The organism is Marinoscillum luteum (assembly GCF_044005705.1).
In the GTDB taxonomy this organism is placed as follows: Bacteria; Bacteroidota; Bacteroidia; order Cytophagales; family Cyclobacteriaceae; genus Marinoscillum; species Marinoscillum luteum.
In genome coordinates this window covers 129093-152302 of sequence record NZ_JBIPKE010000018.1, presented here as the reverse complement: position 1 = coordinate 152302, position 23210 = coordinate 129093, and the positions used below count along the sequence as shown (strand labels likewise).

Here is a 23210-nt window from a genome sequence, read left to right as displayed (position 1 = left end):
CACTGAGTTTTGGACAAATGTAGTTCCCGAGATAATTTCGGATAATGATATCCGAAATGGAAAAAGATGATCTTTGTCATACTAAATATCATGTCTCTCCTGAGACCCGGAGCCAAAAACAGAAAAAGCAGAAAAAGCAGAAAATATTTGACCAGGTGGTAATGGCCCTATAATACGTGGATGTGTGGGCACACTGAGTGCCCTTTGAGTGTATGGCCTCAAATCGCGACCTGATATAATGCCTCTTATAAATTACTGCGCACCGGCACGGTAATGCCCTCCGCTTCAAGCATCTTTCTGATCTGCTTGTGCTTCGCCCAGAATTTGTCATTGATTTTCTTGAGCGTGCGCTCGTAATCGGGATGTCCGGCCATTTTTCGGATAACAGGATCTTTGTCCAGAAAGAGTACGATCCAGTATTGATAATTGTCCTTTTCCGAAAAAGCTTTGAGGTACTTGACGGCCTTATCTCTTTGGCCGGTCACCGCATAGTAGGAGGAATAAAGCAGGTCCTTGTAGAGTGACTGATCTTTTTCTGCATAGGCAAGGAAACTCTCATAATATTGCTTCGCCTCCTCCTTTCTCCCGAGCTGCTCCAGCACAAAGCCTATTCTGCTGCCCTCATTTTGATAGATATCAAGTTTCAGGGCTGCTTTCATGTGGAGCATCTTCTCATAATACACCCATGCCTGCTCATAATCCTCCATGGTGTAGCACACCTTGGCGATCTCCTGTATCACGTCTATCCTGGTGGTATCCTTTTGCAAAATGGTCATCAACGATTGTTTCGCACGATTCAGATCAAGATGCTGTGCCTGCCTGATATACACATACAAATACTGCGAATACAAATTATCAGGATTGAAGGCCAACGACTTCTGTACATAGGTTTCAGCTTCATTGAAAAAACCAGTTTGCGCCAGAGCATTGCTCAAATGCAGATAGGTAAAGCTCGTAGTGACTGAGTCTGCATCCGCTACTGCCGCCTGAATGCCCTGCAGGGCATGCGTGAGGTACTTTTCTGTATCAGGCAGAATCACCCCATAGATGTTTGACAGGAAATTATGCACCCAGGCAGTGTTTGGATAGTACTCCAAAACCTCCTCAAATGACTCAACGGCTTTCTTAAAATCCCGGATCTGCATATAATACAATGACCTGGCAATAAGACTTTCGCCTGATTCTCCATCCAGCAGCATGGCTTTGTCGGCATACTCTTTCAGCTCCTGTGTATACTTAGGCTCCGCCAGAAAAATATCCAGATAGTAGTAGGAGATGGCTATGTAGGCATAGGCATTGGAGAACTGACCATCTTCCTGGATGGCCTTCTTAAATTCTTCAACCCCTTCTGCAAGCCCCGCTCCCGATCTATCATTCAGCAGGGCCAGACCTTTCAGGTAATGGTCATAAGCCACCAGGTTTTGGGTAGGTATTTTTTCAATGCGCTCCTGCTCTTCTGGTGTGATGATGGCATTGATCTCTTTGGCAATACTCTTGGCCACATCTGACTGCAACTCAAAGACATCTTTGAGCTCGCGCTTATACCTCCGCGACCACAGGTGCTTGTCGCCTGGTGCTTCTATCAGCTGGATGGTCAGCAGGATTTCATTGCCAATCTTCTGCCCACTGCCCTCTATGAAATAGCGCACGTTGAGCTCCTTGGACAGTTCGGGGATGGTTTTGTTGAGGGTGCGGTACTTCTCCACGGTGGTTCTGCTCGTCACCCGGATGTCTTCAATCTTTTGGAAATTATCTAAAATGGCCTCCATCAGGCCATTCATAAAGTAAATATTGGTGCTGTCAGCACTGTCGTTTTTGAAAGGGAGTACGGCCAGGGATTTGCCCTGACTTTTTGGAGTGACTTCTTCCTCCTCAGGGAAACTGAATAAAACAATGGACAGTACCACCACCAGAGCCAAAACTACCAGTACCAGAACTCTGCCCCTTCCTCCCCCTGTATCAGGTGCATCAGCTGCTACCTCCTCTGATGCCAGCCGGGCTCGGCTACCAGCCTCTCCCGGTGTATAACCGTACAGCTCTCTGAAGCATTTGGTGAAATACGAGGTACTGCTAAAACCCACTTTGTAAGAGATCTCAGAAACGGTGAGAGAGTCATCCGCCAACAAAAGCTTTGCGTGGTGCAGCCTGACATTTCTGATCAATACACTCACTGATCCTCCGGTTTCCTGCTTCACCTTTCGCAGCAGGTTGGAGCGGCTCATGTTGGTGATCTCGGCCAATTCGGTTACTCCGAAGTGCTCGTTTGCCAGATTCTCTTCAATTACCGCAACTATTTTCTGAAGAAATACACTTTTGGAGGTTTGAAAATCTGACATATCATACAGTGATTAGGTGCAATAATCGGCAATTTAAAGACCACTCGCAACAGGTCTTATTCAGCCTTTTGCGTCATAGTTTATAGCCCATCATCATAATTTCTATTCAAAACGCATAGCTCACATTACTTGCCGCATGGTTGTTTAGTGGCGCCCAGGCCTTCTTTTCACCTTTGTATCATCGAAATAAATATTAAAACCCTAAACAAAACAAGATGAAATCTTTAACACAGAAAACAGTACAAAAATGGATGACTTTAAGTCTGATCATGATCTTTTTAGGCACGGCTGCCTGCAACCAGACACAGGAAAAAGCCTCTAAAGAGACGAGTGTAGAAGCGCCCAGCACCACCTTACAGGAAGCCACCTTCTTTGGTAATCTTGACGCCATCAAAGGCCACATTGCAGCCAAAACTGATCTCAACGAGAAAGACGCTTATGGGTCTACTCCCTTGCACATCGCCGCGACATTTGGCAAAACTGAAGCCGCTCTTTTACTGATATCAGGTGGGGCTGACCTGAACTCAACGAGTGCCGATGGCTCCACACCCTTGCACACTGCAGCCTTCTTTGGGCGAACAGACATTGTAAAAGCCCTGCTCGAAAACAAGGCCGATGTGACGATCAGAAACACTTACAATGCTACAGCCCTCGAGTCTGTGTCTGCTCCATTTGCTGACATGAAACCTGTCTATGACCAAATGAGCAAAGACCTTGGTCCTTTCGGATTGAAGCTAGACTTTAAGCAGCTGGAAAAGGCCCGTCCGGTCATTGCTGAAATGATTGAAACCTACAGCAACAATCAATAAAGACAATGCTCGACAACAGAAGATACGACATTGATTGGTTACGCGTGATCGCCATCGGCTTATTGGTGATATACCATATAGCCATTGGCTTTCAGCCCTGGGGAGTGTTCCTCGGATTCATTCAAAACAGTGAAACCGTAGAGTGGATCTGGACACCCATGGCCATGCTGAATGTGTGGCGCATTCCACTGCTATTCTTTGTTTCAGGTATGGGGGTGTATTTTGCTATCCAGAGGCGCGACTGGAAAGCACTCCTAATAGAGCGAACCAAACGAATACTTGTCCCTTACATTTTTGGATTACTCGCGATCGTGCCGCTGCATGTATGGATTTGGAAGAACTATTACCATCAGGACATGGAGTTCGCCCTTAGCCCGATGCACCTTTGGTTTCTTGGCAACATCTTCGTCTATGTACTGATCTTTACCCCATTGTTTTTCTATCTGAAAAAACACCCAAATGGCAAGTTTCAGCAGATCATGAGCAAGCTACTGAGCCATCCGGCTGGTTTGCTACTATTGATGATCCCGTTTGTTGCGGAAGCAGAGCTGTTACACCCAGACAGTTTTGAATACTACGCCATGAACGCCCATGGATTCTGGATAGGCATGCTGGCATTCCTCACAGGTTTTTTGTGTGTCTACAGCGGGCAGGCTTTTTGGAGCACCGTCACCCGATGGAGGTGGTTGATGCTGGCCATTGCTGCCACTCTATACACGCTCCGCTTGCTGGAGGGCGAGTTTATTGCACCTCTTTACCTAAAGTCCATTGAGTCCAACCTTTGGATATTCACGGTCTTTGGTTTTGGACACCGATACCTCAACAAACCGAGTGGAGCATTGACTTACTTAAGTCAGTCGGCATACCCGATCTATATCCTGCACATGATCTTCCTCTACCTCGCCTCTTGGCTGCTGTTTCCGTTGGATATGCCCGCTCCGTTTAAGCTGGCGCTGGTGATATTACTTACCTTTATAGGGTGCTTTGCAGCCTACGAGTTGGTAGTGCGGAGAATCCGGTTTGTACGACCACTTTTTGGGTTGAAGGTATAATCATACCCACAGGTAGTTATTTTATAAAAAAGAACATCGCTGAAATAGTATAGCCATGAAACAAACAAAAAAGATACTCAGAATAGCCTTTATACTGGCAAGCATAGGCTCTTTGTACTTCGTGCCCTGGATACTGGTAAAAGCCTGGATCTTACCACTGCCCGACACGGTTCAGGAGCAGCTGGAGGAAGGTCTGGGGTATGGATTTGATGGAATGATCGCGTACGTGGATCAGGGCGGTAAGCCACCGGAGTACTATGCTGCCGGCTGGCATGACCGCAAGAACAAGATTCCTGCCTACCCGCAGGCCTTATTCAAGATAGCCAGTATCACCAAGCTTTATGTGGCGGTGGCGGTGGCCAAACTGGTCAAAGCGGAGCGTTTGTCTTTGGACAAAACGCTCGCTGAATACTTTCCGGAACTTGTCGGAAGGATTGAATATGCTGATCGGATCACCTTGAGAATGATGGTGCAGCATCGGAGTGGCATTCCCAACTTTGTAGACCACCCTGATTTCTGGACAAAACCACCCAAAAACAAACAAGAAACCCTTGAATACGCCCTGGACCTACCAGCAGATTTCGAACCGGGTGAAGATTATGGTTATTCCAATACCAACTATATGCTGATTTCTGACCTGATAGATCAGGTGGTGGGCTATCCTCATCAGCAATACATCAAAGAGGAGATTTTGATACCCCTGGGGCTGAAAAACACGTTTGGCTCGCTTAGTGAAGTGAATCTAGATGATGTGATGAGCGGCTACTATGTCGGTGTGGAGGAAGACTTCAAGACTGAGAATACGGGCCTAATGCTGGCCACGGCTGAGGATGTGGGCATATTCATCAGGGCCTTAAATGAGGGCTCCGTGTTCAATGAAGGGGAGCAGGACATCTACTCCTCCATCTACGAGTATGAACATACCGGTCTGCTGGTGGGCTATCAGAGTATTGCCAAATACCACAAAGACATTGATACGGTGGTGATTCAATTTAACAATACCACCAATTTTGATGGATATAACTGGAATTTGGCGGAGATCTTCTATGGTCGCATCGTCAAAATAGTGCGGCGGGCAAATGGAGCGTAAGCTGCATGAAGATTTGGGCAATTAGTTTGGTCTTTGGGGAACTCAGCCCCTTTAGGTAGTGTTAGGAGTGCTTTCTTAACCAGTTGGGTTCACCGCTGTGTGGATCTACCAACTCAAAATCGTAAAGCAATCCAGCATGAAGTACAATCAAGTCATCGCAATATTCGTGGGTATCATTGTTTCGTCCTGCGGAGGCACTGATCAAACAGCCCGGCAGGAAAAGGCGTTGCCGCAATTTCAAAACAAGGGGCACGAACTGATCTACCAGATGACCCAAAAGGTGGGCGATTATGAAACGCTTTGGAACAAGAAAGATGTGGTTTACACCTATACCTACCGCACTCCCGACAGCAAGGCTGACATTTCAACGGAAAAATACCTGTTCGAGGGAGAACTGTCTTATGGCTTGTATCAAACCCATGAGCGGACCTTCCCGGACCTGGAAGGGCCTATTGAACAGGGCTTCGATGGCCAGGAATACTGGCTCAAGCATAATGGACAGATCCAAAACGACACCAACCGCCTGAAAAGGGTCGCTTTCAATCGACCCACTAATTTTTACTGGTTTGCCATGTTCCAAAAACTGATGGATCCGGGCCTAAACTATGAATACCTGGGGGAAGAAACCATCGATGACACGGTCTACGATGTAGTGAAAATCACCTTTCATACCCCTGACGACAAGCCAACCGATGTTTATCAGCTGTACATCAATCAGAAAACGGCTTTAGTGGATCAGTTTCTCTTTACCGTGGCAGATTTCGGTGTGATGGAAACGCCCTACCTAATGAAGCTGGAGTACGAGCAAATCGAGGACCTGCTGATCCCTACCCAAAGAAGGTATAAAAAATCCACCTGGGATGCCCAGGTAAGTGATGAGCCCTGGATCTCCGTCATTTGGTCAGACATTCAGTTCAATACCGGATTGAGCCCCAAAGATTTTTTGAAGTAGTCGGTGCTGTTTCACCATCCCGATAGCCCACGTAAACAATATTCCATATAAGCCCTTTCAGAGTTCGCTTCTACCATTTATACTATCTCTTTTTAGTTGACAAATCCATATTGTATATATACAATGTCAATCAAAAAAACTCAGTCTTTCTCTATAGATAAATCACTAGTTAATTACATTATTCTTCATAACTACCATTTATAAGTTGTCATATTCAATTGACAAAAAGTATTTTATATACCAACTAAATCTAATAAATTCGTGTTATAAACCTAACCAAACAACTACGGAAATGGCATTTATAGCAGACCGACTCAAGTCCGCCAGGATCATGAACGGGCTTTCCCTGCAAGGCTTGGCAGATCAACTTAAAGAGCTGGGCCAATCAATTTCCAAGCAGGCCTTAAACAAGTACGAGCAGGGCGAATCCACTCCAAATAGTGAAATGATTGGGTTCCTTTGTGAGGCACTTGGCGTAAGGCCTGATTATTTCTCAAATGCAACCTTGGTAGAGTTCGGGGAGATAGAATTCAGGAAGCTCAGCACCTATCCGGGCAAGGAAAGAGATAGGATAGAAGAGGTGGTAAAAGACAAAGTGCGTCGATATTTGGAGCTTGAGCAGATTCTCAACCTACAGACTGAATTTAAGAATCCTCTTGAGGGGTTTCCGATTAATACTATTGATGACATTGATGATGCAGCCAAAGAACTAAGAAAGGAATGGGACATTGGTGAAAACCCGATCCCAAACACTATCGAGCTATTAGAAGAACATGGGATCAAGGTTGTAGAGATCATTTCAGACGTTAAGCTAGATGCTTTCGCCACCAAAATCAACGGTGCCCAGCCATTAGTTGTTCTGAACAATGCCAAGCTTGACCATAACCTTGATCGCAAGAGATTCTCGGCAATGCATGAATTAGGTCACATACTGCTCAAGCTCGATCAACATGACGATAAAACCAAAGAGCGCTTCTGTCACTATTTTGCTGGAGCCTTACTCTTCCCCAAAGAAAGAATATACACCGAGTTAGGACGCTCTCGAAGCAAATTATCCTTCAAAGAATTAGGCATGCTCAAGCAAGAATATGGCATATCCATGCAGGCCATTATGTACCGTGCTAAGGAACTGGGAGTAATTAATCAAAGCACCTTCAAACAGTTTTACTTCATGTTTAATAGATTAGGCTATCGGAACAATGAGCCGTATTCATATAAAGGATTTGAAGAGTCCAATCGTTTTTCTCAGTTGCTCTTCCGCGGGTTAGTGGAGGAGGCAATTTCTATGAGCAAAGCGGCGGCGCTTAACAATCAAAAATTGGCTGATTTCCGAAAGGAAAACATGATTATTTGATGACCATTGCCATAACTGATGCCTGTATATTCATAGACTTACTGGATCTTGAAATAACGGCAGAATTTTTTGAACTGAATCTTGATATTCATACAACCATTGAGGTTTGGAATGAGATTGTTCATGAACAGCAATCAATTCTTCAGACATACAGGTCAGTTGGCAAACTCACCATTCACATTCTTGAACCTGAAGATTTTGAGAAAATGGAAACATTTGCTTTTCCCAGGGCCCTTTCAGAACCAGATAAATCAGTGGTCTATATGGCCGATAAATTGGGAGCTATCCTCTTGACAAGTGATGGGCCAGTCAGAAAATTTGCGGAGAAACGAGCTATTGACAGGCATGGAATGCTCTGGATACTTGATGAATTGGTTGGGAAAAGTATTCTTTCAAAATCTTCGGCACACAAGAAGCTAGATCAACTCACTACCAACAATTTGATGTACATTAATAATATCAAACTGCAAATGGAAATCAAGAAGAGACTTAATCACTGGAGGACGTAGCATTAATCTGATTTTCAGCTGAGCAACTCCTGGCCAGTTTTCCACTTTTCTATCCCCCATAATTCATCTCCGCCATTATCCGATTAAATTGCAGGGAACATTAATGAATTTCAAACCTGCAGTTACATGAAAACCATCATCAACTCCCCCAAAGCTCCTGCCCCCATCGGCCCATACAGTCAGGCCGTGCTATCCAATGGCGTGCTCTACGTATCTGGTCAGATCCCCATCGATCAGGCCACCGGCCAGCTGGTCAGCACCTCTATAGAGGATGAGACCCGGCAAGTAATGAAAAACCTCAACTACATACTGGAAGCCGCCGGAGCCAGTTTTGCCAATGTATTGAAGTGCAGCATCTTCATCAAAGACATGGGACAGTTTGCGCAGATCAATGCGGTGTATGGTGAGTACTTCCCCGAAAACCCGCCTGCCAGAGAAACAGTGGAGGTCAGCCGCCTGCCAAAGGATGTCAGCGTGGAGATTAGCTGCATCGCTCAGCTCTGATGTCCCTCTGGCCCTTTCTCCGGCAAACCCTGGTATCGAGCCACTCTAAAAACGAGGTATTGAGGAGGATTGCCCTCAAAACCCGCCTGATCGATTCGGAGGTGGTGGTCAATCGGCCGGTGTTCAATGGGGCTGTTTCTCCGGAGGGGTTCAGGATTTCGCTGGTCATCCGCTCTGCTCAGAATGCACTCCCCCTGACCATCGGTCGGGTGGAAAACACCTCCCGCGGATCCTTAATATTTCTCCGGCTATGTCTGTTTCCAGGAGCTCGCCTTTACTTGTGGTTTTCCACCACCCTGTGCGTATTGATAGCGGCTGTATTTCTGACCCTTTCCTCCCTTACCCTCGCCGTAATCACCGCGCTGCTCATCGCCCTGGCCAACTATCTGGTGCTCACGCTCAGCTTTCATCAGAAAGCCCGCGAAACCATCCACCAGATTCAGGGGATTCTGGCAGAAGAAGGGGAATAAAAGCAATTGTCCTTCACATTAGTATTGGGTATTTGATAGCTTTGCACACCAAAAAAATATCCCCCAATAAATGGATTCAGTAAGAGTAAGATTTGCCCCCAGCCCGACAGGCGCTTTGCACATAGGTGGAGTCAGAACAGCCCTGTTCAACTACCTCTTTGCCAAAAAAAACAACGGCACTTTCATCTTAAGAATAGAAGACACTGACCAGAGCCGGTTTGTAGCCGGTGCTGAAGACTACATCCGCCAGTCGCTGGAGTGGTGCGGCATCTCTCCCGACGAAAGTCCCTGGACGGGGGGTGAGTACGGCCCCTACAGACAGTCGGAGCGCAAAGAGATCTATCAGTCCTACGCCCAGAAGCTGATCGATGAAGGCAACGCTTACTACGCCTTTGACACGCCTGAGGAATTGGATGCCATGCGCGACCGACTGAAAGCGGCCGGGGTGGCCACACCGCATTACAACGCGGCAGTGAGGCTGACCATGAAAAATTCACTCACCATGCCCGCTGAGGAAGTGGCCGCCAAAATCGCCAGCGGAGAACCTTACGTGATCCGTTTCAAAATAGACCCGAAGGAAGAAGTTCGGCTGAATGACATCATCAGGGGCTGGGTGCACGTGCATGGCTCCACCCTCGATGACAAAGTACTCATGAAGTCTGACGGCCTGCCTACCTATCACCTGGCCAACATAGTGGATGATCACCTGATGAAAATCACCCATGTGATCCGTGGTGAAGAATGGCTGCCCTCAGCACCGCTGCACGTACTGCTCTACAAATACCTGGGATTTGAATCCACGATGCCTCAGTTTGCCCACCTACCCCTCATTCTGAAGCCCGATGGCAACGGGAAATTGAGTAAGAGAGCCGCTGATCAGGCCGGTTTCCCCATATTCCCGCTCGACTGGCAAGATCCGGAAACGGGTGAAACCTCTAAAGGATTTAAAGAAGAAGGTTTCATTCCTGAAGCCCTGGTAAACTTTTTGGCATTTCTGGGCTGGAACCCCGGCACCGAGCAGGAGATTTTCAGCTTAGAGGAATTGTCGAATGTATTCAGTTTGGAAAAAGTCAACAAAGCGGGTACCAAATTTGACCTGGACAAAATCAAATGGTTTAACCAGCAGTACTTAAAGTCTACCAATCCGAAGGCACTGGCGGAAATAGTACGCACCGACCTCAAAAACCACTATGCCATAGACAGCAGTCTGGAAACTGCCCTGGTCATCGTGGACCTGCTGAAAGAGCGGGTGACATTTCCACATGAGATGGCTCCCAATGCCTTATTTATTTTCAGAAACCCCACTGAGTACGACCAGAGTGTGACCAGCAAAAAATGGAATGAGGAAGCCGAGCAAGCCGTATCACTCTACGCAGAGGCCCTTGCCACCAAAGAAAGCATCAATGCCGAAGAGGCCAAAGAGCTGTTTTTTTCGCTGATGGAAACCAACGGAATCAAAGCAGGTAAAAACATGCAGGCACTCAGAATGGTCATTACCGGAGCGGGTTCCGGCCCCGATCTCATGGCCATCATTGCCCTCATGGGAGGAAAAGCAGTGGCCGAACGAATCAAATACTCCGTAGATCAGTTAAAGTAGTAGACACTTAACTGAGGGACCATGACAAAGAAAAAATCAGAAGACGATCACAAGCCTAAAGTGAATAAAGAGCTTGAAGGTTTTGACATCAGGATTGACCCTTTCGGGGAAATCAAATCGACCATAGACATTGATAAGATCAATCAGTTTCTGAATAAATCTGTGGATGACAAAAAGCTACGCGACCGGGACGATCTGGAGGAGCTGAAGAAAGGAAAAAAGGACTAAGGCTTTTTGGGGAAAATAGCAGGTACCTCCCGACGATAAGTCAGGTAATCATCCCCAAACTCTGCGATCAGTTTTTGCTCTTCAAAATAGATGCCTGCTGGCAGGTAAGCCAGTATACATACTGCAGACAGTACTACTATATCTGTGGGTGTGTACAAAGCCATCCCGATGACGATCAGAATGATTCCTGAATAAATGGGATGTCGCACATAGGCATGCGTACCCTTTCTGATCAGCCCTTTTTTCTCCTCCTTTTTCAATCCTAAAAAGGCCCAACCCGAAAGATGCCTGAACGACGTAATCACTAAAATAACCCCCCAGGAGGCCAAAATCATGGCGATATACCGCACATACCCCGGCGAACTGAAAAGCGTTGCAGAAGGGGTGATGGCCATGAGGTACAGCAGCCACAACAGCCCCACGGTACTGATGAGTGAGTAAAAAAAGCGATAGCCACGGGCAATGACCGGTGCCTTGCTGCGCACTGTTCTTTTCACCCGCTCCGATGCTAACAAGCTATGGAGAGCAAAATATAACGCCCAGCCCCCACCAATGATCAGATAATCCATTTTACCTCGTCAAAAAGTTTAAATTTGCGCCCATCAAGTTAACACCAAAAAAATGGGAAAAATCAAAATAGCACTGATCAAAGAGGGGAAGGTTCCAAAAGACAAGCGTGTGGCACTCACTCCTTATCAGGCCAGACAGGTAATGGAAAGATTTCCTGAAGTGGACCTGGTGGCCCAGACCTCAGACATCCGATGTTTTACAGACCAGGACTACCTCAACGAAGGCATTCACGTGGTGGATACTGTGGATGATTGTGATATTTTGCTAGGTGTCAAAGAGGTGCCCATTCCCAACCTCATTGCCAATAAAACCTATTTCTTCTTTTCTCACACCATCAAAAAGCAGCCCTACAATCAGCCGCTGATCAGGGAGGTTATCTCCAAAAAAATCCGCTTGATCGACTATGAAACCCTCACAGACGAAACCGGCAAGCGGATCATTGCATTTGGCAGATGGGCGGGTATTGTGGGTGCCTACAATGGCATCTGGACGTTTGGCAAGCGGTACAACCTTTTCGATATCAGACGTGCTTCGGAGTGTTTTGATCTGGAGGATCTCAAGACCGAGTATGAAAAAGTGAAATTACCTGCCATCAAAATCGCCCTGACAGGTGGTGGCAGAGTGGCCAAAGGAGCCATGGAAGTGCTGCATGGGATGAACATTCGCAAGGTCACCCCGGCGGCTTTCATCGAGGAGCAGTTTGATTACCCGGTCTTCACCCAGCTCAATACCCGGGACTACCACGTCCGGAAGGATGGGGGAGAATTTAGCAGACACGAGTTTTATGACAACCCGGAGCTATATGATGCGGACTTCCTGAAATACGCTAAAGTGACCGACCTATTGATCGCTGCAGCCTTCTGGGATCCCAACTCACCCGTGCTTTTCAAACGCGAAGACATCCTGAAAAATGATTTTAAAATCAACATTGTGGCTGACATCACTTGCGACATTGAGGGCTCTATCCCTTCCACCAAGAAACCAAGTACCATTGAAGACCCGGTGTACGACTACAACCCAAGTGATAATGAAGTGGAAAGTGCTTTTACCGATGAGGGTAATATCACAGTAATGGCCGTAGACAACCTGCCCTGCGAGCTTCCCAGAGATGCGTCGGAAAGCTTCGGAAATGAGTTGCTCAATAACGTACTTCCTGAGCTCCTGAGTGATGACAGCAGAGAAGTAATCAAACGTGCTACCATCACGGCGGGTGGAGATCTTACCCCGGTCTATGAGTATCTGAGAGACTATGTAAACGGCGAACTGAAATGAAAATTCTTGTCACAGGTTCCGGAGGTCAGTTAGGGTCAGAGATTCAGGATCTCGTGAGCGAATTCCCCGAACTCCAATTTGATTTTACAGATTACCCGGAGTTAGATATTACCAATGCGAGCCTCGTGAGCGACCTGTTCAAACAAAACAAATACGACTATTGCATTAACTGTGCGGCATATACCGCCGTGGACAAAGCCGAAACAGAGCGCGAGGCTTCTGACAAAATTAACCTCACCGGCAGCCTGAACCTGGCGAAGGCCTGTAAGCCATATGATGTCACGCTCATCCATATCTCCACAGATTTTGTCTTCAACGGAGGGGCTTCCGTACCACTGAAGGAATCCCACCTGACCGACCCGGTCAATTACTACGGTGTATCCAAACTCAAAGGTGAGCGCGCCATACAAAATACGCTGAAGAAGCACTTTATCTTCAGGACTTCATGGCTCTACTCCACCCACGGTGAGAACTTTGTGAAAACCATGCTCAGGCTTTCCCAGACCAGGGATGAGCTGAATGTCATAGCTGATCAGATTGGCACACCCACCTATGCCAGAGACCTGGCCCGGGCCATTCTCCTGATCATCTCCGCAAAATCGACCTCCTACGGGCTCTACCACTACAGCAATGAAGGGGTAGCTTCCTGGTACGATTTTACCAAAGCCATTTTTGAGTACCGAAAGGTAAACACCCGGGTGAATCCGATCCCAACAGAGAAGTATCCCACTCCGGCCAAAAGGCCTCATTACAGTGTAATGGACAAAAGCAGGTTCAGGGAAACCTTTGAAATAGAAATCCCCTACTGGCGGGAGAGCCTCAAGGCGTGTTTGGACAGGGCATAAAAAAACCTTGGGAAAATCCCAAGGCCTTTTCAACCTAATTCAAACTCTTAAATCACTCGGAGTAATCGACTCCCAACCTCTTGAGATTGGCAATGGAATTCAACTTCACGTTAGGTGGAGGATCCATTGAAAGTGATTTTTTAAATAATTTTATAGCCTCGTCATTCTTTCCCATCGCCACATAGCACTCACCCAGACTATCGTAGCCATTGGCCACTTTTGGATTTCTTTTAATATTTAGTTTAAAAAACTCCTCGGCTTTCTCGTACTGATTGGCGCCAGCCAGCTGATAACCCAGGGTGTTCAATTCATTCATTGTGGCAATCTCCTTAGCCTCATCAGCAGTCTTTACACCTGCTTCGATATCTCCCTTCTGAAAAAGTAAGGCTGCTTTCATTCCGAGTGTTTGCCCGGTTCTGTTTGCGGCGATTGCCTGATCAGCCCATTTAACGGCCTCTTCATGGTTAATGTTGTTCTGAAGACAATAATTTGCTGCAGAAAGTGGCCCTTGCCAGCCAAATCCCTGCACTCCCCTCAGATCATCTCTGAATTTGGCCAAAATGGTCTCCTGACTCACTGCAAGTTTGATGGGAATCTGCTTCTTTTCCCACATCAGCGCCAACGTGCCGGAGGTGAGTCCTACCTCTGTAAATTGATAGGTCAAAACATTGGTGAATGGTGCATCCTTCATCTGAACCTTCACTCTCAGCGCATCTTCTGCCTGCTCATACCAGAAACTTCCCCACGAGGATGTGTTTTTCGAAAAGATGATGGTCACTGTTCCGCTTTCTTCCGGGATCATGTGCAGCCCGTAGGTACCAGCCCCAAGCTGCTCTCCCTCTATGAGCACTGGTGTGGAGAACGAAATAGTCGTATTTTCATTGGCTCCGGCCCGCCAGGGCATAGGCTTCTGGTTGCCGAAAGCATTGGGAGCAAGTCCCCAGGGCACCTGTGAGCCCCATATCTGACCTGTACGGTCGTTGTTTCCCCTGATCACTGATGGTCGCGAATAGTTCACAGTGATGGTAGTAAGCGCGATGGTTTGATTAAGCTCTGCCGCAGGGCTGGGCCTGGGTGTAGTCAGCTGAGCTGCAGCTCCTCCCACCAGCAGCAATGACAAACTCAAGAAAAGTAATTGTTGATTGATTAGCTTATTCATGATGTTGCAAAGGTTTGGTTGTTTATAGATACGAAACAAGCCAAGTACCCGCGAACACTATTTGATGAGCGGCATTTTATGTAATCGGTCATTGAACACTTTAAAGGGCAAGAAAAAAGCCAAAGGAGGAAATCCTTTGGCTAGTTTTTTTCAAAATACGAAGGGCCGATTAGCCATTCATGGAAATCAGAAACTCGTCGTTGTTTCTGGTTCCTTTCATCTTGCTGAGTAGGAATTCCATTGCTTCGTTGCTATTCATGTCAGACATGAACTTACGAAGGATCCATACACGCTTAAGCTCTTCCGCATCCATGAGGAGATCCTCACGTCTGGTACCAGATGCCGGTACGTCGATGGCAGGGTATACCCGCTTGTTGGAAAGTTTTCTATCCAACTGGAGTTCCATGTTACCAGTACCCTTGAATTCCTCAAAGATCACTTCGTCCATTTTCGATCCGGTTTCGATCAGTGCGGTAGCGATGATGGTCAATGAACCACCGTTCTCCACGTTTCTGGCCGCTCCGAAGAATCTCTTAGGCTTGTGCAATGCGTTGGCATCCACACCACCAGAAAGAATTTTACCCGAAGATGGTACCACAGTGTTGTATGCCCGGGCCAGTCTGGTAATAGAATCCAACAGGATTACCACATCATGTCCGCATTCCACCATTCTTTTGGCTTTCTCCAGCACGATGCTCGATACTTTTACATGCTTATCTGCCTGCTCATCAAAAGTAGAAGCAATCACCTCTGCCTTTACCGAACGTGCCATGTCTGTTACTTCTTCAGGACGCTCATCGATCAGGAGAATCATCAGGTAAACTTCAGGATGATTTTCTGCAATCGCATTCGCTATTTGCTTCAACAGCACCGTTTTACCTGTTTTTGGCTGAGCCACGATCATCCCCCTTTGTCCTTTTCCTATCGGTGCGAAAAGGTCCAAAATACGGGTGGAGTAATTGTCTGCCTTGGTACACAGGTTAAGTTTTTCCTCTGGAAACAAAGGTGTCAGGTATTCGAAAGCAATTCTATCCCTGATTTCTTCAGTGGTTTTTCCATTGACACTGGATACTCTCAGCAGGGCAAAATACTTCTCACCATCTTTTGGTGGTCTGATCTGTCCTTTCACGGTATCTCCGGTTTTCAGGCCAAATAATTTGATCTGAGATGGCGATACGTAGATATCATCCGGGCTGGCCAGATAATGATAGTCACTTGACCTCAGGAAGCCATAGCCATCCTGCATGATCTCAAGTACGCCTTCATTCTCGATCACACCGTCAAATTCCTTGATGTCTTCGTTGAACTGTGCCTTTCTGCCTTTGTGCTCGTTGCGAGGCTCTTTTCTCTCTTTAGACTCACGGTCCTCAGACTTGGGTCGGTCCTCAGATCGCTCGTTTTCTCTTCGCTTATTGGGCTTATTGTGCCCTTCTGATTTTCCTTCTCTTGGCTTTTGCTCTTTGGCTTCTCCCCCTTTGGCCGCTGGAGCTTCTGCTGATGACTCAGTTTCTATCTCTATGTCCAATGATTTCAGTAGATCTTCCGGGCTTTTCGCCTCGGCCTTCTCTGTGGGCTTGTTTTCCTTTACATTCTCGCGCTTTTTGTTAGCGGGTCTTGGAGGCCGGCTTTCAGATTTGCTTTCGGGTTTGCTCTCAGGTTTGCTTTCCGGCTTTTTTTCTTCTTTCTTGATCTTTTGGATTTCACTATCAGGCAAAGTGGCCTGTTTGTCAAGAATTTCGTAAATAAGGTCTTTTTTAGCAGTTTTTTTGGCGTTTTTCACGCCCAGATTTTCGGCTATCTCTCTTAGTTCAGAAAGGAGCCTTACACTCAAATCGTCTAAAGTGTACATAAATAAGTTGTGGGTTTAATAACTGGATCCGCTGCATGAAACGCGCGGAATTTTTTTGAAATAAATATCGAAATGGATAAAAATTAAGTGGAGACCACTTGAATTGCACCACAAGTATATGCTAACGGTGAATATTTCACAAATATACGCATATAATTCTGGCGATGGGGCTGTTAATAAATAATGGATGCTTTTCCTTTTATTGGCACAATGCCTTTTAAATTTGCCACTTCAAAAATCAAGCACCGATGTTACAAGTAACTGCAGTAAAGGAAAATTTTGAGAATTTCGTCAATGGACTGAAAAAACGGGGCATTCAGAATGCCGAGGAGCAGCTCAATGAGCTCATTCAGCTGGATGACGAGCGCAAGAAAACCCAGCAATCCCTTGATGACATTTTGGCCAACTCCAATCTTCTGGCCAAGAAAATCGGACAGCTTTATAAGGAAGGCAAAAAAGAAGAGGCTGATGCTGCCAAGGCAGAAACCGGCCAACTCAAAGAAGAAAGCAAGCAGCTGAGTGAGGTACTCAGCTCCATCGAAAACCAACTGCTGGACAAACTCTACAGCATTCCCAACATACCCAATCCACTGGTGCCTGCCGGCAAAAGTGAAGCTGACAATGAAGTGGTGAAGTTGGATGACAAGAACCTCCCTGCCCTGTATGATGGTGCCAAACCGCACTGGGACCTCATCACGGAGTATGACATTATAGACTTTGACCTTGGCAACAAAGTAACTGGTGCGGGCTTCCCATTTTACAAGAGAGAGGGAGCACGCATGGTGCGCTCATTGGTCAACTATTTTCTGGACGAAGCACAGCAAGCCGGCTACATGGAGGTGCAGCCTCCTATTCTGATCAACGAAGAGTCTGGATATGGCACCGGCCAGCTGCCTGATAAAGAGGGCCAGATGTATGGCATCACTGGTACCAACCTGTATTTGATCCCAACAGCCGAAGTACCTATTACCAACATCTACCGGGATGTGATTCTGGATGCGGGCAGTCTGCCTGTGAAAAATGTAGGTTATACGCCCTGCTTCCGAAGAGAGGCTGGTTCATGGGGTGCTCACGTAAGAGGCCTGAATCGTTTGCATCAATTTGACAAAGTGGAGATTGTGCAGATCGCTCACCCGGATCAATCTTATGAAATACTGGACGGCATGGTCGCACATGTGGAGCATCTGGTAAAAAGCCTGGGGCTGCCTTACAGAATTCTCAGACTGTGCGGAGGAGACCTTGGCTTCACGTCAGCCATCACCTATGACTTTGAAGTGTATTCAGCCGCCCAGGAGAAATGGCTGGAGGTAAGTTCTGTTTCCAACTTTGAAACTTACCAGGCCAACAGGCTCAAGCTTAGATTCAAGGACAAGGATGGCAAAAAAGTGCTTGCTCACACACTGAATGGGTCAGCCCTTGCGGTACCCAGGATTCTGGCAGCATTACTGGAAAACAATCAGACGGAAGAGGGCATCCGCATTCCTGAAGTACTCCGACAGTACACAGGGTTTGATATGATCAAAAGGCCTTAAGTTCGCTGAGAGGTGGTCTTTACTTCTCCACCATATACTTGATCAGCTTCTGATAGAGGTGGTCGGGATGAAATGGTTTCACTACGAAATCATCCAGACCAGCCTCCAGAATATTCTTCTCCACATCGCTGAGGGCTGCGGCAGTGAGCGCTATAATAGGCAGTACGGCCCCCCTTGCCCTGAGTTGGCGAGTGGCTTCATAGCCATCCATCTCTGGCATCTGCAAATCCATCAAGATGAGATCATACTTATCCTCCTCAAACTGCTTGAGGGCCTCCAGACCATTTTCAGCGATATCAATGGCACAGTGCCACTTTTCCAGAAACCGTTTGGCCACCATCACATTCACAGAATTATCCTCCACGAGCAACACCCGCTTATCCTTGAGGGGATCCACAAGGACACTCGGGCGCACCATCTGTTTTCTGAAGCCCTTCGCTATTTTGAAGTACTGTGTGAAATAGAAGGTAGAGCCCTTGCCCAGCTCACTGATGAGCTGAATCTTAACATTTTGCAACTCCAGTATTTTCTTGGTAATGGCCAGCCCCAGACCTGTGCCACCATATTTACGGGTGATTGATGTATTGGCCTGATTGAACTTTTCAAAAATCTTTCCCTTATCATGATTGGAAATGCCAATCCCGGTATCCTCCACAGCAAACCTGATGAAAATGCCTTCCGGTTGTCTTTGCTCCTGGGTCATACTCAAAGTCACTTTCCCTTCTGTGGTAAACTTGATGGCGTTGTTGATCAGATTGGAAAGCACCTGGGTCAAACGCCCTCCATCCCCCAGAAACATGGTGGGAAGTTCCGGATCATACTTGAAAACCACTTTACTCTTTTTCTCCTCCGCTATGGTGGCAAAGCCATCCACCAGGTTGTTTCCCAAACTTTTCAGGTCAAGGAGCGATTCTTCCAGCACCAAATTACCGGATTCCAACTTGCTATAGTCCAGAACGTCATTTATCAATCGCAGTAGGTTCTCCGATGAAAACTTAAGGATGTCCAATGTATTCTTTTGATCGTTTCTCGGGTGGCTATCCAGTAAGTGATGTGTGAGGCCGATAACCGCATTCATAGGAGTGCGGATCTCATGAGACATGGTAGACAAAAAATCTGACTTCACCTGAAGTGAGGCCTCGGCGTTTTCCTTGGCCCTGCGCCATGACAAAGCCACCTGCTGTGACGTAGTGACGGATTGTAAAAAGAAAAAAAACATATAGCCGGCTGGCAATACGAATAGTGGTAGATCTACAATTTCAAACTGGTGCAGATTTTTCAGGGTTAAAACCACCAAAATCATACTAGCACTAATGAACGCATAAACTGCACCAATGCGCTTATTGAGCAATGCAGTGAGGTAGATATAAAAGCCGAGTGCAATACCACCAAAAATGAAGATTAGAAAGTACTGATTGAAGCGGGTAAACAGAGCTGGCGGCAGAAGAATAGCAATGGCCAGGAATAATAGGCAAACACCTATAATGATCTTATCACCCAGCCGGGGTGCATCCAGAGGATAGGTATGGTAGGTATACTTTGTAAACAGTATGCACACCAGATACAAAGTGGCATACTCCAGCTTGATGGTAACAATCCAGGGAATATCAGGAAATAACCAGTGCATGATGTAATTGCCACTGCCAAAAATGTAATAGCTGAAAGCCATACAAAAAAGAGAGAAATACAATATGCTCTTGTGGTTTCGACCGAAAAGAAACAGACCTAGAAAAAACAACCCACCCATGATCAACGCACCGGTAAGGAGCGCATCTATGGTAAAAAGGTAATTTCGATAAGATAGTAAAGCCGATTTTTTTCCGAACACAATACTATCGATAGGCCCACCCCTGGAATGCCGGAAATTTGAAATCTGAAGGGTGAATACGTTGGTATCTTTGAGAATACCACGCTCTATGGGCTCCACCAGCTGGATCCAGTGCGGCGATGAGTTGTCTTCACTATCACCTACCACGCCATTGCTGGTGATCAGCTCATCGTTGATATAAAAGTGGTAGGCACTGTAGACCGCCGGAGTATAGATGGCGTACTTCCGATCAGGATTGATCAGAACCTTTAGTTGGTAGGTTGCATACCCCTCTGGAGAATATCCCGTTTCCTCCATGTGGTTCCACAGGCCTGGGAATCTCGCCAATCCGGCTTTGGAGAAATCGGTACTGTCTGGCGAGACCAACTCATTCCAGTAAAAAAACCAGTCTCCGTCCAGTTCAACTTCTGAAAAATCATCCCCAACTTGTCGGAGATCAAGTATGCCGTTGTCTACCGACTGTGCCCTTAACCCAAGCATACAGCACAGTAAAACCAGCCCCGAAAAATATCTAAATTGAATCAATTGGCGGTGTTTAGATTATTTCTGAAGGTAATTCGATTGACGAATTTTGACAAATGTATGATTTATCCACAAATAACCTATTCCCGATGATCAAATCCGAAAAGCCCGTTCTGCTCAGACTTTTATAATTTAGAGCCATGATCATACGAAAAGGCACCAAAGAAGACCTTCCCAGAGCACTGGAGCTAATCCGGGAGCTCGCCATTTATGAAAAAGCGCCAGATGAAGTGACCAACACTCTGGAGATGATGGAAAACGATGGCTTTGGCGAACATCCGATTTTTGGATTCATCGTGGCAGAGGAAGCCGGAACCATCCATGGGATGTCCATGTACTACTGGCGATACTCCACCTGGAAAGGAAAGCGCATCTATCTGGAGGACCTCATTGTCACAGAGGCCAAAAGGGGTTCCGGAATCGGGAAATTGCTTTTCGAAGAGACCATTGCCATCGGCAAGGCCGCTGGAGCCACCGGCATGATGTGGCAGGTACTCGACTGGAACGAACCTGCCATTAACTTCTACAAAAAATATCAGGCCAACATAGAAGACGGCTGGCTGAACTGTAATCTAAATTTTTAAACCTCTTCCAAAAAGGTACGGAAGGCCACAAATTTATTACTGTATCGGTCGATGACTTTCTTTTGAAGCCCCGGAGCAAAATTATCGAGGTAGTTGTTCAGGCTGGTGATCCCGGGAGCAAAGTATTGCACGGCGTAAGTGGTGCCGGTTGCCTCCGGGTCGTCATTCAGTAATTTCAGAAAACGATGCTCTGTAAAGCAGCCCGTCTGCAACACCTCAGGAATGTGAGTCTGCTTCATCCAGGAAAGCCAATCAGACTCTACTTCTGTTTCTATATTTACTGTAACATTATAAACGATCATATATTTTCATTTACTTGACCAAACCTTCTCCAAAGTAAAAGGGTTTTCTACGCCAATGCCAGCGCTATCCAAAAAGTTTCTGCCTCACTTTCTTATCATATTACTCCACATAGTAGGTGTGGCGGGTACGCTCCTGCCCCTCACCAGCGAGCTGGTCGTCGCCCTTACCCCTGTGAACCTCATCGTTTCTACGGGGATATTGCTGGCTTGCCATCCGGGTGCACTCAGATCCGTTCTTCCGCCCCTGCTTTTCTGTGTTCTGGTGGGTTTTGGTGTGGAGGTACTGGGAGTACATACCGGATTCCCCTTTGGCAGGTATGCTTATGGACCGGTGCTGGGGTGGAAACTACTGGAGGTACCCCTCGTCATTGGGGTCAATTGGTTCCTCCTTATTTATGCTTTTTTTTCTATAGGAAACCTCTTCAAAAAACCTGCCTTCAGAATCCTTTTTACCGCACTCGCGATGCTTTTGATGGATCTACTCATCGAGCCCGTGGCAATTCATCTGGGCTATTGGTCGTGGGCCGGGGGGGACATTCCCATACAAAACTATCTGTCGTGGTTTGTGATGGCTCTGGTGATGGCCCTGGTGATGCATAGGCATCAGCCGAAACTAATGAATCCGGTATCCGTCACATTAATCCTGTCACAAATTCTGTATTTTTCCGCCATCTTTTTTACCAAAATTTAAACACTTTGGAAAAGACCGGGGTTATCAGACCATACCCATATCTATATTGATCAGGGAAAAATTATTACTTGAATGAGTACATTTTCTATCAGGGATTTAGAGCATTTATCTGGAATCAAAGCCCATACCATCAGGATTTGGGAGCAGAGATACGAGCTCATCAAGCCCAAAAGGACGGACACCAACATCCGCTTCTATGATGACCAGGACCTGAAACTTATTCTGAATGTAGCCCTGCTCAAAGAAAATGGCGTCAAGATCTCCAAGATTGCCGAGATGACCCATGGTGATATGCAGCGTGAAGTATTGAAGCTCACAGAACTCAACCTCCGCTACCCGGAGCAAATTCACGCACTGACCATCTCCATGGTGGACATTGATGAAGAGCGGTTTGAAAAAATCATCTCTACCAATATCCTGAAGTTGGGATTTGAGAAAACGATGATGAACATCATCTATCCCTTCCTGAATAAAATAGGTATCCTCTGGCAAACCGGAGCCATCAACCCCGCCCAGGAGCACTTTATTTCTAACCTTGTGAGGCAAAAGCTCATCGTGGCCATCGACGGTCAGTACACCGTGCCGGCGGATAAGTCCAAAAAATATTTGCTCTACCTGCCAGAAGGAGAGCTTCACGAGCTCAGCCTGCTGTTTGCGGATTACCTCATCAAATCACGCAATAATAAAAGCATCTACCTGGGGCAGTCACTCCCCATTATGGATCTGGAAGCTGTTTGCGACATTCACAAACCGGACTACCTGCTATCCGTACTCACCACGGTTCCGGGCCCCAGTGACGTGCAGGGTTACGTAGATCACCTATCCGAAAAATTTTCTGACTGTCAGATTTTGCTTACCGGCTATCAGGTGATTGGCCAGGATGTGCAGGCACCGGAAAACGTCACTTTTTTCTCCCGGTTTGATCAGATGATCGATTTTGTGGAATCACATACTCTCACATTGTCGAATCTTTAAAAAAGATTCACATTTTTGAGAAAATCTTAAACAATATTTGAACGCTAAATTCGTTCACACTATCTAAACAAAAGCGCCCTTCATATCCATGAAGGGTTTTTTTATGCGTTTTTCGGAAACCATTTGATGTCTATACACGTAATAATGTTTATGTATTTATAGAAAAAACTTAAACAAAAG

General features: G+C 46.5%; 22 protein-coding genes. 16 read left to right on the top strand and 6 right to left on the bottom strand.

Features of this window, described 5'->3' with window-relative positions:
* Positions 1 to 245 precede the first annotated feature (245 nt).
* Entirely contained in the window at positions 246 to 2336 is a 2091-nt protein-coding gene (locus tag ACHKAR_RS14345; RefSeq protein WP_395418027.1) for a helix-turn-helix domain-containing protein, read from the bottom strand.
* 215 nt (positions 2337 to 2551) lie between these two features.
* Here ACHKAR_RS14345 and ACHKAR_RS14340 point away from each other — a divergent pair, with 215 nt between their 5' ends.
* From ACHKAR_RS14340 to ACHKAR_RS14295, 10 genes are all read left to right on the top strand, one after another.
* On the top strand, positions 2552 to 3145 hold the full coding sequence (locus ACHKAR_RS14340; RefSeq protein ID WP_159582369.1) for an ankyrin repeat domain-containing protein: 594 nt from the start codon (positions 2552 to 2554) through the stop codon (positions 3143 to 3145).
* A gap of 5 nt (positions 3146 to 3150) precedes the next feature.
* On the top strand, positions 3151 to 4197 hold the full coding sequence (locus tag ACHKAR_RS14335) for an acyltransferase family protein (protein ID WP_395418024.1): 1047 nt from the start codon (positions 3151 to 3153) through the stop codon (positions 4195 to 4197).
* Positions 4198 to 4252: 55 nt separating this feature from the next.
* Positions 4253 to 5287: a serine hydrolase domain-containing protein gene (locus ACHKAR_RS14330; RefSeq protein ID WP_395418023.1), complete on the top strand. Its 1035-nt coding sequence runs from the start codon at positions 4253 to 4255 to the stop codon at positions 5285 to 5287.
* A gap of 136 nt (positions 5288 to 5423) precedes the next feature.
* Positions 5424 to 6239: a DUF6503 family protein gene (locus tag ACHKAR_RS14325; RefSeq protein ID WP_395418021.1), complete on the top strand. Its 816-nt coding sequence runs from the start codon at positions 5424 to 5426 to the stop codon at positions 6237 to 6239.
* 292 nt (positions 6240 to 6531) lie between these two features.
* Complete coding sequence (locus ACHKAR_RS14320) at positions 6532 to 7593, top strand: helix-turn-helix domain-containing protein (RefSeq protein ID WP_395418019.1); 1062 nt, start codon at positions 6532 to 6534, stop codon at positions 7591 to 7593.
* The gene (locus ACHKAR_RS14315; protein ID WP_395418017.1) at positions 7590 to 8102 is read left to right on the top strand and encodes a hypothetical protein; all 513 of its coding nucleotides are present in this window, start codon (positions 7590 to 7592) and stop codon (positions 8100 to 8102) included. The genes ACHKAR_RS14320 and ACHKAR_RS14315 overlap by 4 nt, the downstream gene beginning before the upstream one ends.
* A 126-nt stretch (positions 8103 to 8228) precedes the next feature.
* On the top strand, positions 8229 to 8606 hold the full coding sequence (locus ACHKAR_RS14310) for a RidA family protein (protein ID WP_395418016.1): 378 nt from the start codon (positions 8229 to 8231) through the stop codon (positions 8604 to 8606).
* A 59-nt stretch (positions 8607 to 8665) separates the two neighbouring features.
* Positions 8666 to 9076 carry a hypothetical protein gene (locus tag ACHKAR_RS14305; RefSeq protein ID WP_395418015.1) on the top strand — a complete coding sequence of 137 codons (411 nt, stop codon included), beginning with the start codon at positions 8666 to 8668 and terminating at the stop codon, positions 9074 to 9076.
* A 70-nt stretch (positions 9077 to 9146) separates the two neighbouring features.
* The gene (gene gltX / locus ACHKAR_RS14300) at positions 9147 to 10673 is read left to right on the top strand and encodes a glutamate--tRNA ligase (protein ID WP_395418013.1); all 1527 of its coding nucleotides are present in this window, start codon (positions 9147 to 9149) and stop codon (positions 10671 to 10673) included.
* A gap of 21 nt (positions 10674 to 10694) precedes the next feature.
* A complete protein-coding gene (locus ACHKAR_RS14295; RefSeq protein ID WP_159582362.1) occupies positions 10695 to 10901 on the top strand; it encodes a hypothetical protein in 207 nt (68 codons plus the stop codon).
* Here ACHKAR_RS14295 and ACHKAR_RS14290 read toward each other — a convergent pair.
* Positions 10898 to 11470 carry a methyltransferase family protein gene (locus tag ACHKAR_RS14290; protein WP_395418011.1) on the bottom strand — a complete coding sequence of 191 codons (573 nt, stop codon included), beginning with the start codon at positions 11468 to 11470 and terminating at the stop codon, positions 10898 to 10900. The genes ACHKAR_RS14295 and ACHKAR_RS14290 overlap by 4 nt on opposite strands.
* 52 nt (positions 11471 to 11522) lie before the next feature.
* Between ACHKAR_RS14290 and ACHKAR_RS14285 the strand changes: the two genes are divergently transcribed.
* Positions 11523 to 12743, top strand: coding sequence for an NAD(P)-dependent oxidoreductase (locus ACHKAR_RS14285; RefSeq protein WP_395418010.1), 1221 nt, complete (start codon positions 11523 to 11525; stop codon positions 12741 to 12743).
* Positions 12740 to 13588, top strand: a complete 849-nt coding sequence (rfbD, locus tag ACHKAR_RS14280; RefSeq protein WP_159582359.1) for a dTDP-4-dehydrorhamnose reductase — start codon at positions 12740 to 12742, stop codon at positions 13586 to 13588. Before ACHKAR_RS14285 ends, rfbD begins: the two co-directional genes overlap by 4 nt.
* Positions 13589 to 13640: 52 nt before the next feature.
* Here the strand turns inward: rfbD and ACHKAR_RS14275 are convergent, their stop codons facing one another.
* Together ACHKAR_RS14275 and rho are read right to left on the bottom strand one after the other, a co-directional pair.
* A complete protein-coding gene (locus ACHKAR_RS14275; protein ID WP_395418009.1) occupies positions 13641 to 14747 on the bottom strand; it encodes a DUF2911 domain-containing protein in 1107 nt (368 codons plus the stop codon).
* A gap of 169 nt (positions 14748 to 14916) precedes the next feature.
* On the bottom strand, positions 14917 to 16596 hold the full coding sequence (gene rho, locus ACHKAR_RS14270; RefSeq protein WP_159582357.1) for a transcription termination factor Rho: 1680 nt from the start codon (positions 16594 to 16596) through the stop codon (positions 14917 to 14919).
* A 248-nt stretch (positions 16597 to 16844) separates the two neighbouring features.
* Between rho and serS the strand changes: the two genes are divergently transcribed.
* Entirely contained in the window at positions 16845 to 18128 is a 1284-nt protein-coding gene (gene serS / locus ACHKAR_RS14265) for a serine--tRNA ligase (protein WP_395418006.1), read from the top strand.
* A 19-nt stretch (positions 18129 to 18147) separates the two neighbouring features.
* Here the strand turns inward: serS and ACHKAR_RS14260 are convergent, their stop codons facing one another.
* On the bottom strand, positions 18148 to 20481 hold the full coding sequence (locus ACHKAR_RS14260) for a response regulator (RefSeq protein WP_395418004.1): 2334 nt from the start codon (positions 20479 to 20481) through the stop codon (positions 18148 to 18150).
* Between the two features lie 137 nt (positions 20482 to 20618).
* On the opposite strand from ACHKAR_RS14260, the gene ACHKAR_RS14255 reads away from it, so the two are divergent.
* Positions 20619 to 21062: a GNAT family N-acetyltransferase gene (locus ACHKAR_RS14255; RefSeq protein ID WP_395418002.1), complete on the top strand. Its 444-nt coding sequence runs from the start codon at positions 20619 to 20621 to the stop codon at positions 21060 to 21062.
* Here ACHKAR_RS14255 and ACHKAR_RS14250 read toward each other — a convergent pair.
* Positions 21059 to 21364, bottom strand: coding sequence for a DUF4286 family protein (locus ACHKAR_RS14250; protein ID WP_159582353.1), 306 nt, complete (start codon positions 21362 to 21364; stop codon positions 21059 to 21061). The genes ACHKAR_RS14255 and ACHKAR_RS14250 overlap by 4 nt on opposite strands.
* Positions 21365 to 21419: 55 nt before the next feature.
* On the opposite strand from ACHKAR_RS14250, the gene ACHKAR_RS14245 reads away from it, so the two are divergent.
* Both ACHKAR_RS14245 and ACHKAR_RS14240 read left to right on the top strand, forming a co-directional pair.
* Positions 21420 to 22055, top strand: coding sequence for a carotenoid biosynthesis protein (locus ACHKAR_RS14245; protein WP_395418000.1), 636 nt, complete (start codon positions 21420 to 21422; stop codon positions 22053 to 22055).
* Positions 22056 to 22127: 72 nt separating this feature from the next.
* Positions 22128 to 23030 carry a MerR family transcriptional regulator gene (locus ACHKAR_RS14240; protein WP_395417998.1) on the top strand — a complete coding sequence of 301 codons (903 nt, stop codon included), beginning with the start codon at positions 22128 to 22130 and terminating at the stop codon, positions 23028 to 23030.
* Positions 23031 to 23210 lie beyond the last annotated feature (180 nt).